10 protein-coding genes are annotated in these 12,700 nt (G+C 37.1%); 8 read left to right on the top strand and 2 right to left on the bottom strand.

All coding sequences use genetic code 11. From position 1 onward, the window contains the following. Positions 1-38: 38 nt before the first annotated feature. The gene (locus tag DWQ18_05635; GenBank protein RDJ33528.1) at positions 39-1,226 is read left to right on the top strand and encodes a redox-regulated ATPase YchF; all 1,188 of its coding nucleotides are present in this window, start codon (positions 39-41) and stop codon (positions 1,224-1,226) included. A gap of 1 nt (position 1,227) precedes the next feature. Then, positions 1,228-2,211 (top strand): tRNA (adenosine(37)-N6)-threonylcarbamoyltransferase complex transferase subunit TsaD, encoded by a 984-nt coding sequence (locus tag DWQ18_05640; GenBank protein RDJ33529.1) that lies wholly within the window; start codon positions 1,228-1,230, stop codon positions 2,209-2,211. On the opposite strand, the gene DWQ18_05645 is transcribed toward DWQ18_05640, so the two are convergent. After that, positions 2,205-2,531: a hypothetical protein gene (locus tag DWQ18_05645; protein ID RDJ33530.1), complete on the bottom strand. Its 327-nt coding sequence runs from the start codon at positions 2,529-2,531 to the stop codon at positions 2,205-2,207. The two genes, DWQ18_05640 and DWQ18_05645, sit on opposite strands and share 7 nt — an antisense overlap. A 37-nt stretch (positions 2,532-2,568) precedes the next feature. On the opposite strand from DWQ18_05645, the gene DWQ18_05650 reads away from it, so the two are divergent. Both DWQ18_05650 and rdgB read left to right on the top strand, forming a co-directional pair. Beyond that, entirely contained in the window at positions 2,569-3,189 is a 621-nt protein-coding gene (locus DWQ18_05650) for a Kae1-associated kinase Bud32 (protein ID RDJ33531.1), read from the top strand. Continuing rightward, positions 3,173-3,739, top strand: coding sequence for an RdgB/HAM1 family non-canonical purine NTP pyrophosphatase (gene rdgB / locus DWQ18_05655; GenBank protein RDJ33532.1), 567 nt, complete (start codon positions 3,173-3,175; stop codon positions 3,737-3,739). The genes DWQ18_05650 and rdgB overlap by 17 nt, the downstream gene beginning before the upstream one ends. Here rdgB and DWQ18_05660 read toward each other — a convergent pair. After that, complete coding sequence (locus tag DWQ18_05660; protein ID RDJ33533.1) at positions 3,702-4,724, bottom strand: 4-demethylwyosine synthase TYW1; 1,023 nt, start codon at positions 4,722-4,724, stop codon at positions 3,702-3,704. The two genes, rdgB and DWQ18_05660, sit on opposite strands and share 38 nt — an antisense overlap. Positions 4,725-4,919: 195 nt before the next feature. Here DWQ18_05660 and DWQ18_05665 point away from each other — a divergent pair, with 195 nt between their 5' ends. From DWQ18_05665 to DWQ18_05680, 4 genes are all read left to right on the top strand, one after another. After that, complete coding sequence (locus DWQ18_05665) at positions 4,920-7,994, top strand: thrombospondin (protein ID RDJ33636.1); 3,075 nt, start codon at positions 4,920-4,922, stop codon at positions 7,992-7,994. Between the two features lie 134 nt (positions 7,995-8,128). After that, the gene (locus DWQ18_05670) at positions 8,129-10,894 is read left to right on the top strand and encodes an adhesin (GenBank protein RDJ33534.1); all 2,766 of its coding nucleotides are present in this window, start codon (positions 8,129-8,131) and stop codon (positions 10,892-10,894) included. Positions 10,895-10,911: 17 nt separating this feature from the next. Continuing rightward, positions 10,912-11,880: a tRNA dihydrouridine synthase DusB gene (locus tag DWQ18_05675; protein RDJ33535.1), complete on the top strand. Its 969-nt coding sequence runs from the start codon at positions 10,912-10,914 to the stop codon at positions 11,878-11,880. A 9-nt stretch (positions 11,881-11,889) separates the two neighbouring features. Continuing rightward, positions 11,890-12,687, top strand: a complete 798-nt coding sequence (locus DWQ18_05680) for a hypothetical protein (protein ID RDJ33536.1) — start codon at positions 11,890-11,892, stop codon at positions 12,685-12,687. Positions 12,688-12,700: the final 13 nt, after the last annotated feature.

The raw sequence follows: 12,700 nt of genomic DNA on the forward strand, positions 1-12,700 counted from the left end.
CTGCAATACTAATATGTATAATCTGATTTTGGTTTTCCATGCAAATTGGGCTGTTGGGAAAAGCAAATGTTGGAAAATCAACATTTTTTTCAGCAGCTACTGAAACATCTGTCCCAATTGGTAACTTTCCATTCACCACCATTGAGCCAAATGTTGGGGTGACACACATCAAAACTGATTGTGCATGTAAGCACTTTGGAATTTCTCATAATAGTCAATTCTGTATTAATGGAACGCGATTTGTTCCAGTAAAATTAATTGATATAGCTGGTTTGGTTCCTGATGCACACAAAGGAAAAGGATTAGGAAATCAGTTCTTAGATGATGCAAGACAAGCAGATGCGTTAATTCATGTTGTTGACATTGCTGGAACAACAGACATTCAAGGCCAACCTGTCAGTGTTGGCAGTCATGATCCTCTTGAAGATGTCAAGTTTGTAGAAGAGGAATTTGTACAATGGTTTAATCAAATCCTAAAACGAGAATGGCAAAAAATTTCAAAGGAGATAGAACAAAAAACTACAAAGCTTGTCGAGGGTATTACAAAGCGTTTTAGTGGACTTGGGATAAAGGATTTCCAAGTGCAGTCTGTATTGCAACACACAGGACTGCAAACAAAAAAAATATCAGAATGGAATGATGATGATCTTTATAATTTTGCAAAAGAACTGCGTAAAATTACAAAACCAATCTTGATTGCAGCCAACAAGGCCGATTTGTGTAAAGATTTATCCGTAATAAAAAAAATTCAGGACACGATTGTTATTCCTTGTAGTGCTGAATCTGAGCTCTTACTAAGAAAGGCCTCCAAATCTGGAATGATTGAATACGTTACAGGCAGTGAGAAATTCACAATAAAAGAAAACTCCCTAAACCCTCAGCAGAAAAAGGCATTAGATCTAGTTTCATCTGTATTAGAAAAGATCACTACAACTGGTATACAATCTGCACTAAACAAAACTGTTTTTGATCTCTTAAAATTCATTGTAGTGTATCCTGTAGAGGATGAAACCAAATTTACAAACAAAGATGGCGAAATTTTTCCAGATGCAAAACTTTTACCACTTGACTCAACTGCAAAGGAATTAGCAAAGATCATTCATGCTGATATCGCAAAAGGATTCCTTCATGCCATTGACTGTAAAACCAAACAACGAATTGGCGCTGATCATAAATTAAAAAATGGAGATGTAATCAAGATTGTTTCAAGTATGAGTAGAGGATAACATGTTATGTTTAGGCGTTGAAAGCACTGCACACACATTTTCTTGTGCTGTTCTTGAAAAAAATAATAAAAAAGGAAAAATTCTCTCTGATATAAGAAAGATCTATAGGCCACCGGAAGGTGCAGGTATACACCCTCGCGAAGCATCTAGACATCACATTGAAAATAGCGCACAGGTTTTACAAGATGCATTACAAAAAGCAGACGTATCGATCTCTGATTTAGATATCATTGCATATGCTGCAGGGCCTGGACTAGGGCCATGTCTACGCGTTGGTGCAATAGTTGCACGTTCCCTAGCATCATATTACAAAATTCCAATTTATCCTGTTAATCATGCACTAGGACACATTGAGCTAGGAAAGCTACTAACCGGATCTAAAAATCCATTGGTACTATTGGTTTCTGGTGGACATACAATGTTGCTTGCATTGACATATGGCAAGTGGCGCGTATTTGGTGAAACACTTGACATTACGTTGGGACAGCTATTAGACCAATTTGGTCGCTCACTGGGATTTTCATCACCATGTGGAAAACAAATTGAATCATTGGCTCTTCAGACAAACTTGTATGAATCACTACCTTATTCTGTCAAAGGAAATGATGTTTCTTTTTCTGGATTATTATCTGCAACAAAGTCTCTAATCCCTAAAGGAAAAGAAATCGCATGCTTTTCATTACAGGAGACTGCGTTTGCAATGATCTCTGAAGCAGTAGAGCGCGCATTGGCATTTACACAGAAAAAAGAGCTAATGGTTGTTGGTGGCGTAGCTGCAAATAAGCGGCTCTCACAGATGCTTCATCAAGTTTGCAAACGACAAAATTGTAAATTTTATGTTGTGCCATTGGAATATGCTGGGGACTGTGGCTCACAAATAGCTTGGACTGGTCTACTTGAATCGACAACTAAGAGTGGCGCAAAATTAGATGAAACCTTTGTTAGGCAATCATGGCGATTGGACTCTGTAGAAATCAGTTACTGATTTTTAGCTTCTTCAATAGCATCTTGAAATGTTTCCAACCAACTACCGTTACTGAAAACACCAAATTTGTAAGACTTTTCTCCATCTTCGGTTTCTACTGAAAAACATACTTTTTTCATAAGTAATCCTTCCTTCCAAACTTTTTTTATTTTTACTAGTGGCACATCAATTACAGTATCTCCAAATTTCTTTGAAAAGTCCATTATTCTTCCCCTAGTTTTATCAAATGCAACTCTTTTGTTTGTGATAGTGAGAATTCCTGGACCAAATCCATCCTCACTGCAATCTTCTTGCCTGATTTTTTTTTCATCGCTTTCCATAATTAGCTTTTAATCACATCTTATGGATATAATTTTAATGAAATTACTCAAAAAAGGAGCCGAGGGGGACCTTTTTCTTACCAAATGGAATGAAAAAAAATCAATACTCAAAATTCGCAAGAAAAAAGACTATAGAATTACACAGCTTGATGAAAAAATTAGAAAACAAAGAACAATTCATGAGGCAGAAATAATTTCCAAAGTCAAAGAATTTGGCGTGCCTGCACCATTAATCTACCGAGTAAACCTTAGTCAGTTTAGCATTTTGATGCAGTTTATTGATGGAAAGACAGTAGGACAACTTCCACATAAATTGATAGTGGAAAAGTGTAAGCAAATTGGAAATGTTGTTGGAACTCTACACAATAATGGTATAATGCATGGTGATCTTACTACATCTAATTTCATTTATTCTAAGAGGAAAATCTTTCTAATTGATTTTGGACTATCAATCAAAACAGACAAACCAGAAGACCATGCTGTAGATCTTAGACTGTTTAAGGAAATTCTAAACAGTGCTCATGCAAAAGTAATTGACTCTGCATGGAAAAATTTCTTGTCTGGATACAAAAACACTATTGGTGCTTCGAGATTTAGCAAAATTATTCATCTTGTTTCAGTAATAGAGAGCCGAGGTAGATATGCGACAGTCGTATGATTTGATGTTTGCTTCTTCAAATAAAAACAAATACAATGAAGCAAAAGAGATCCTTGCAACTTTTAACATTGCCTTGGGATTTTACAAATGTGAATTAGAAGAAATTCAATCTGATTCATTAAAAAAAATTGCATCACATAAATCACAAAACGCATTTTCAAAATGTAAATGTCCAGTTATTATTGAAGATGATGGACTTTTTATTGATGCATTAAATGGATTTCCTGGTCCATATTCATCATATGTCTTTAAAACAATTGGAAACAAAGGAATTCTGCGCTTAACATGTTCTGATAGGAAAGCAAAATTTACTTCTATCATATCTTTTAGTGATGAAAAAAACTCTTCAAAAATATTTGAAGGAACTATTTTAGGAAAAATTTCACAAAAAGCATTAGGAACTGGTTGGGGTTATGATCCAATCTTTATTCCAGAGGGAGAAACAAAAACATTTGCACAGCTTGAAAATAAAAATATTTTATCCCATAGACACAAATCATTAGAAAAATTTGCTAAGTGGTTTGGTAAGCGGGTATCCATCGCTCGATGAATCGTTCCATATTTTGTAAAACTACTATTCTTGATATAGTGCTTACATCCATTATGGAAAACATTTTACTTTGTTGTACAAGTTCTTTAGAAAATTGTTCTACTTCATTAAATTCTAGCATATTATCTCGTTCTAACCTGTTGCGTGAGCGTCCAATGTGCATGTAGGATTTAATTTCTATAAAGTTTGGGCTTGATTCATTAATCATTTTTGCAAAACTAGGAATCATTTCGTTAATGTTATTGTAATCTCGAATTAGAGTTATTCTAAGAACTGTTCGTGTATCAAGATGTTTTAGCATTCCTAATGTTTTGTTCCATCTTTCCCATGAATCATCATATCGGGGACGATTAATCTTTAAAAATGAATCATAATCAGCTGCATTAGTTGAAAGATACAACTGTGTTGGTAAAGCATCTTCATCAGCTAATCTTTGAATCATATCTGGTTCTTGACCATTCGTAACTAAGAAAATTGATTTTGTATTTTTTAGTGATTTTAGATATTTGATTAACTCTGGTAATTTTGGATACATTGTTGGTTCACCAGACAATGAAATTGCGTAGTGACTTGGTAATCTAGACTCATCTAATCTTTGTTTGTCATTTCTTTTATCCCCATAATACCCCATGATCAACTTCTCTCTCTCTTCCATCAACTTTGTTAGGATTTGTTCTGGCTCTGCAACTTTTTCTGGTTCCATAGCTAACGAATCATAAAATTCCATTGGTCTCCAACAGTATACACATCTATTTTCACAGTGCATTCCAGCAGGAGAAAATTCCATGCATCTATGTGTAGAGATTCCATAAAACTTGTGTTTGTAGCAGTCTCCCTCATTCTTGAATGATTTTTTTGTCCAATGACATAATTCTACAGTAGAATGATCTGAGACTCCATACTTTGCTTTTTTTAGTTGTTGCATTACATTTGGCTTAATCTGAATAAGCTCTTCTTCTTCAATAATTTCTCCTGAGCAACTCACGTCGATATTTTTCTGATTGATTTACTTAAACTGATCGCAATATCAGTGATGAAAATTTCCAATTCTCAAAAAATCCACTTTGTGTGGAAAATTTTAGAGTGAGGTTTAATAACAGGATCGTGAAGGTATGGTTGGGCGTTGACATCAAAATTCACTCTTGGCTTCATATTATTACTATTTTCTACTCTGACAAGCATTCCTATGCAGTCAGTCTATGCTGCAGATAATGACTTAGATAATGATGGAGTTCTCAATGATTCTGATAGATGCCCAAATTTACAAGAAGATTATCTAGGTAATATTGATGGCTGTCCATCAAAATTTGTTCCATGGTATGATAAGGACTTTGATGGAATTGAAGATCATATAGATGCATGTCCAACTCAAAGAGAGCGTTATAATAATTTCCAAGATGAAGACGGTTGCCCTGATGTTGCTCCTTCTAGTGGAGGAAAAGGCTTGCCAGATACTGACGGTGATGGTTTTGTTGATGATGTTGACTTATGTCCTAACCAACCAGAAACATTCAATGGAATTTCTGATAGAGACGGCTGTCCTGACAAATTAATGTCATCAAGAGACTCTGACCGAGATGGAATTCCTGATGATGTTGATCAATGTCCACTAAGTGCTGAAACTTACAATAAATTCCAAGACCTTGACGGTTGCCCTGATTCTATTACAAGTTCTACATTTTTAGATTCTGATAATGATGGAATTGAAGATAAATTTGATTTATGTATTTTTGAACCAGAAACATTCAATGGATACAATGACTTAGACGGTTGTCCAGATGCTGAATCTGATTCACTTTTCTTAGACACTGACGGTGATGGAATTGCCGATAAATACGACACATGTCCAACTGAACCGGAAACCTTTAATCGATTTGCAGACTATGACGGTTGTCCAGATACTATACCAAACTTTTCAGCTAGTTTAGGTGACACCGATGGTGATAGAGTCAAAGACATTGATGATGCATGTCCACTTGAGCCAGAAAGATACAATGGTTTTGAAGATGAAGATGGTTGCCCTGACATTCCACCATATTCAACTGACAGAGACTCTGACCGAGATGGTATTTTAGATAGTAATGACTTATGTCCTGATGCAAAAGAAACTTACAACAAATTCCAAGATCATGATGGTTGTCCAGACTTTGTTTCATCAGGAAAAGATATAGCTGATTCAGACGGTGATGGAATTCCAGATGTGGATGATTCCTGTCCTAACCAACCAGAAACATTTAACGGTATTTTAGACAGAGACGGTTGTCCAGATTCTTCATCAACCAAAGACTCCGATAGAGATGGAATTGCTGATGCAAATGATGCATGTCCAACTGCTCCAGAAAACTATAATCGATTTGAGGACTCCGATGGTTGTCCTGACTTTGTTGCAAGTGCTGGATTATTAGATGCTGATGGCGACGGTATTGCTGATATTAATGACTCATGTCCATTAAAACCTGAAACTTTCAATAATTACAAAGATCAAGACGGATGTCCTGATACAACACCATTCCCTGATGCAGATCGAGATGGTGTTGCTGATGCTAGTGATGCATGTCCAAATGAACCCGAAACTTGGAATAGATTCCAAGACGATGACGGTTGTCCTGATTCTGATGGTGGAGACACTGACGGAGATGGAATTCCAAATTCAGTAGATGCATGTCCACTTGAACGAGAGAGATTCAACAATTTTGAGGACACTGACGGTTGCCCTGACATTCCACCTTATAGCTCAGACAAAGACTCTGACCGAGATGGAATTTTCGATAGTCTAGATCTATGTCCTAATGCTAGGGAAACTTACAATTTCTTCCAAGACGATGACGGTTGTCCAGATTCTGTAGTAGCTGGTAAAGGAGTATCTGACACTGACGGTGATGGAATAATTGATCTTGATGACAGATGTCCTAACCAACCAGAAACATTTAACGGTATTTTAGATAGAGACGGTTGTCCTGATAACAATTTATCAAAAGATACTGATGCCGATGGAATTGCTGATGCAAATGATGCATGTCCAACTGCTGCAGAAACTTACAACAAGTTTGAAGACTCTGACGGTTGTCCTGACTTTGTAGACTCTTCAAAGATATTTGATGCCGATGGTGACGGAATCACTGACTTGTTTGATAGATGTCCAACAAAACCTGAAACTATGAATAATTACATGGATGAAGACGGTTGTCCTGACTTGGCACCATTCCCTGATGCCGATGGTGATGGTGTAAGTGATAGTCAAGACCAATGTCCAACAGAGGCTGAAACTTGGAATCGTTTCTTGGACTCTGACGGCTGTCCAGATGCAATAAGAGAAAATGACTCTGATTCTGATTTCATTTTGAACATTAATGATGCATGTCCACTTGAGCCAGAAAGATACAATGGTTTCCAAGATGAAGATGGTTGTCCTGACATTCCACCATATACAATGGAAGGTGATTCTGATTATGATGGCATTCCAAATTCAATTGATCAATGTCCTTTGATTCCAGAGCGCTACAACAAATTCCAAGATGAAGATGGTTGTCCTGACTATGTTGCATCTGATGCAAACATTCCTGATTCAGACGGTGATGGAATAATTGATCTTGATGATAGATGTCCTAACCAACCAGAAAACTACAATGGTATTTTAGATAGAGACGGTTGTCCAGATACATCATCATCTAAAGACACTGACTTTGATGGAATTGCTGATGCAAATGATGCATGTCCACTTGCAGCAGAAAACTATAATCGATTTGAAGACTCTGACGGTTGTCCAGACTTTGTAGATGTGTCAATATCTGTTGATTCTGACGGTGACGGAATTATTGATAAAAATGATATTTGTCCAAAACAACCAGAAACATTTAATGGAATTCTTGACTCTGATGGATGTCCAGATGAAACACCATTCCCTGATGCCGATGGTGATGGTGTCAGAGACAGCTTAGATTTGTGTCCAACAGAAGCTGAAACTTGGAACAGATACATCGACTTTGATGGATGTCCAGATGAAATTCCCTCAGTAGCATCAAAGTTTGATTCTGACGGTGACGGAATATATGATAATGATGATCTCTGCCCAGCAGAAAAAGAAACATGGAACAAATTTGATGACTCTGATGGATGTCCAGATGTAGTTCCTGAGCAATCAAGATATCTCCATGATACTGATCTAGATGGAATTCTCAACGAAAATGATCTCTGTCCTACAGAGCCTGAAGATTATGATGGCGATAGAGACACCGATGGCTGTCCTGATCCATAAGCCTCACATTTCGTACATTTTTCAGAAATCTAATTTTTGATCTTCGAAACTGCAATTCTAAGAAATTTAGTCTAACTAGCTAAAAATTTACCGTGACGTTTAATAAAGACGTCTTGGCAAAACCGACGGGGAGTATGAGAAAACACCACATTTTGGGATTTCTATTGTTATTAGTATCAACTATTTCAGCAGTGCCAATTACCACACATGCAGCGCCAAATGATATTGATGGAGATACCATTGCAGATGCTGTTGATGAATGTCCTTTTGTAAAAGAGGACTTTGATGGACCGCTTGATGGCTGTCCATCCAATTTTGTTCCATGGTATGATGCTGATTATGATGGAATCCAAGATCATTTAGATAACTGTCCAACTGTAAAAGAAAATTATAACAAATATCAGGATGATGATGGTTGTCCAGACGTCCCAGTAACTGGAAATCCTGATGAATTCATAGATTCAGACAAAGATGGATTTACTGATAAAATTGACTTATGTCCTAACCAACCAGAAACATTCAATGGATTTTTAGATTTTGATGGCTGCCCTGATAATTATTTACCACTAAAAGATTCTGATCAAGATGGCATTCCAGATGCAGTAGATGAATGTCCATTTGAACAAGAAGTTTACAATAGATTCCAAGACATCGATGGCTGTCCTGACTCTGCCCCATCTGTAGGTACTGATTATAAATTCCCTGATACAGATGGTGATGGTATCGATGATAGATGGGACTCTTGCATTAACGAGCCTGAGAACTTTAACAATTATTTAGATTGGGACGGTTGTCCTGATGTACCTGGACACACCTCTGATGGATTGATTGATACTGACTACGATGGAATTCCAGATTCATCAGATCAATGTCCAACAGAACGAGAAAATTATAACAAATTCCAAGACGATGACGGTTGTCCAGACGTCTTAAATCTCCAATCAACAGGTGATTATGATTCAGACGGTATTGGAGATCTCGTCGACAAATGTCCTTTCAGTAGAGAAGTGTATAACAAATTCCTTGATGAAGATGGATGTCCAGATTATATCGGAACCGAGAAAGCAACACCTGACTCTGACGGAGATGGAATTAATGATTACTTGGACTTGTGTAAGATGCAACCAGAAACCTACAATGGATTCTTAGATCAAGACGGTTGTCCAGATAAAGTGTCCAGTGGTGATGCTGACAGAGATGGAATCCCTGATAATGTTGATAAATGTCCAAATGTTCCTGAAACATTTAACAAATTCCAAGACTGGGATGGCTGTCCTGACTCTGTAAGCTCAGACAAAGCAGCATACCAATTTGCAGATACTGATGGTGATGGTATCGAAGACAGATGGGACTCTTGTATTACAGAGCCAGAAAATTATAATCAATATTTAGATTGGGACGGTTGCCCTGATGTACCTGGAACCACCGGTGGTAGCGTTATTGATACTGACTACGATGGAATTCCAGATGATTTAGATCAATGTCCAACTGTAGGTGAGCGTTACAACAATTATTATGATGAAGATGGTTGTCCAGACATTCCACCATATCTCTCTGGTATTGATTCTGATTCTGATGGCATACCTGATAGCGTAGACCTATGTCCACAAATAAAAGAGACTTACAATAAATTCCAAGACGATGATGGCTGTCCTGATTATATTGGAGGTCAAAAATCTACTCCAGACTCTGATGGTGATGGAATCGTAGATGTTTTAGATTCATGTCCTAACCAACCAGAAACATTCAATGGATTCTTAGACCAAGATGGCTGTCCTGATACACTATCATCAAAGGACTCTGACAGAGATGGAATTGCAGATAGATTTGATCAATGCCCCAATGCTCCTGAAACTTATAACAAATTCCAAGACTCTGACGGTTGTCCAGACTCTGTAACATCTGGCATGACCGAATTCCAGTTCCCTGATACTGACGGCGATGGTATAGAAGACAGATGGGACTCTTGTATTAACGAGCCTGAAAACTATAACAATTATTTAGATAAAGATGGCTGTCCAGATGTTCCTGGTGTGTCCGTTGAAGGTTTACTTGACTCTGACGATGATGGAATCCCAGACTTTGAAGACATGTGTCCAACTGCAGGTGAAAGATATAACGGGTTCCAAGATGATGATGGCTGTCCAGATGTACAACCATATTTAGTTGATCGTGACTCTGACTTTGATGGCATACCTGATAGCGTAGACCAATGTCCACAAACCAAGGAAACTTATAACAAATTCCAAGACACCGACGGTTGCCCCGACTTTGTATCTGGTCAAGCAGGAATTGCTGATTCTGATGGCGACGGAATTGCTGATGTCATAGATTCATGTCCTAACCAACCAGAAACATTCAATGGATTCTTAGACCAAGATGGATGTCCTGACACTACTACTTCAAGAGATTCTGACAGAGATGGAATTCCAGATAATATCGATCAATGCCCCAATGTTCCTGAAACTTATAACAAATTCCAAGACACCGATGGTTGTCCAGACTCTGTAACATCTGATGCAAAATCATTCCAATTCCCAGATGCAGACGGTGACGGTATCGAAGATAGAAAAGATCAATGCAAGAATGAGCCAGAAAATTATAATCAATATTTAGACTGGGATGGCTGTCCAGATGTAATCCCTGCTGGTAACACAGACCCAACTCGTCCAGATGCTGATAAAGATAACATTCCAGATGATTTAGATCAATGTCCAACCCAGCCAGAAACATGGAACAAGTACAAGGATAATGACGGTTGTCCTGATATTGTACCTGAACAATCAAGATTTGTACACGATGATGATTTAGATCAAATCATAAATGATCTGGACTTATGTCCTACAGAGCCTGAAGATTATGATGGCGATAGAGACACCGATGGTTGTCCTGATCCCTAGCTCTCTAGTCTTTCATAATGAGTCAATTACCAAAGTTTTCTAGTAAGGCGTTCTTAGCTCCAATGGCAGGAGTTAGTGATCCTGCATTGCGATTACTGTGTAAAAAAATGGGTGCAGGTTTGGTAGTTACTGAATTTACTAGCATTCATAGTATCGTCGCAAAAGAAGAGCAATTAAAAAAAAATCAAAAACAAATCTGTGAATTCATTGAATTTTCTGAAGAAGAACGACCATTATCAGTACAACTCTTTGGTTCTGATCTAAAGGCATTAGCCAAAGCTGCAAAAATTGTCGAACCGTTTTTTGACATTATAGACTATAACATGGGGTGTCCTGCACCGCACATCACACAGCAAATGGCAGGAGGCGCATTATTACAAGAATCAAATCTTACAACAATGATATTCAAAACTCTAGTTGAAAGCGTGAACAAACCTGTCACACTAAAAATTCGAGCAGGTGTAACCTCTGCAAATCGATTTCTGTTCAAGGATATCGCACAAATAGCCCAAGACAAGGGAATTCAGATGATTACACTGCACCCAAGAACAGTAAAGCAAGGATATTCTGGTTATGCTGATTGGAGTTTGATTAAAGAGCTCAAAGAATTAGTTGACATTCCTGTAGTGGGAAACGGTGACATAACCTCTCCTGAGATTTCTAAACAGATGTTTGAATCAACAAAATGTGATTATGTGATGATTGGCAGAGGAGCAATGGGAAATCCATATCTTTTCAAACAAATTAATGAATATTTGGAAAACGGAACATACGAAAAATCATCCCTCAAACAAAAAATTGGAATCTTCTTTGAGTATCTAGAAATTGCAACAAAATTTAAGATAAGATTTTCAAATATCAAAGGTCAAGCAATGAGTTTTACTAAAGGCATCAATGATGCAACTAAACTTCGAGCAAAAATCACACTTTCAAAAAATATCAAAGATCTCGAAAGTATAATGTATCAAGCATATTCTCAATATTGAAGAAAATTAATGAAAAATAAATTCTATGTAATTATTCCAATAGTTGCATTTGTAGTGATTTTTTTAAATGCCTTCTTTGGACATTTAATTTTTAGCTCTGGATCTGATGAAACAATTAACAAATATTCGATCTATGTACACTTGCAACCCGAATGGAATAGCTATCCTGGGAATATACTCTTTGATGTAACTACAACATGGAAACGACCAAATGCCGACATATACTCATTTGATTATGATACAAACCTTGGACCACAGGAACAAAATTTTAATCAACTTGAATTTCTTGGGGAAAAATCATTCATCGAACTACAGCATGAGTTCAGCAATTGTGAGTCAAGCTGGAAGCCCATTTTATACAGATATGCTATAGATACTGTCAGAAACAGAATTGAATATTTTCAGGGAAATGAACTCAACGGAGATCCCTATGCATCCTCATTTCCAATCAAAAAAAATCTCAACTATGATCTAAACTCACAAAATGAAAAAATTCGAGGTGGATATGTACAGTTTGTTCCAATCTGTACTGATAAGGAAACCACATCCTATGAATTCAGTCTTAAAATTAATGACAAAAAGAACGGATTTGATGTGTACTTTGTTCCCTCAAAGGAGTCAATCAACGAATTTGTAAATGGAGAAAGTTTTTCTTATTATTCAGAGGCTTCATGTTTTGGGCAAAATTATCAGAGCTTCAATGGGTATTGCAATAATGTGGACAAAGACAGTGGGTTGATGATTGTAATTCCTGATGAAATGAATTTATCATTAACTAAAGTGGTTATCAGCCTTATTGAGAAATAGTAATTATGATTTC

This window comes from Thermoproteota archaeon, from assembly GCA_003352285.1.
Classification (GTDB): Archaea; Thermoproteota; Nitrososphaeria; order Nitrososphaerales; family Nitrosopumilaceae; genus PXYB01.

Excerpts from the sequence above, each read along its gene's own strand:
- DWQ18_05650 (RDJ33531.1), top strand. The coding sequence starts at position 2,569 with ATGAAATTACTCAAAAAAGGAGCCGAGGGGGACCTTTTTCTTACCAAA.
- DWQ18_05635 (RDJ33528.1), top strand. The coding sequence starts at position 39 with ATGCAAATTGGGCTGTTGGGAAAAGCAAATGTTGGAAAATCAACATTT.
- DWQ18_05670 (RDJ33534.1), top strand. The coding sequence starts at position 8,129 with ATGAGAAAACACCACATTTTGGGATTTCTATTGTTATTAGTATCAACT.
- DWQ18_05680 (RDJ33536.1), top strand. The coding sequence starts at position 11,890 with ATGAAAAATAAATTCTATGTAATTATTCCAATAGTTGCATTTGTAGTG.
- DWQ18_05640 (RDJ33529.1), top strand. The coding sequence starts at position 1,228 with ATGTTATGTTTAGGCGTTGAAAGCACTGCACACACATTTTCTTGTGCT.
- DWQ18_05645 (RDJ33530.1), bottom strand. The coding sequence starts at position 2,531 with ATGGAAAGCGATGAAAAAAAAATCAGGCAAGAAGATTGCAGTGAGGAT.
- DWQ18_05675 (RDJ33535.1), top strand. The coding sequence starts at position 10,912 with ATGAGTCAATTACCAAAGTTTTCTAGTAAGGCGTTCTTAGCTCCAATG.
- rdgB (RDJ33532.1), top strand. The coding sequence starts at position 3,173 with ATGCGACAGTCGTATGATTTGATGTTTGCTTCTTCAAATAAAAACAAA.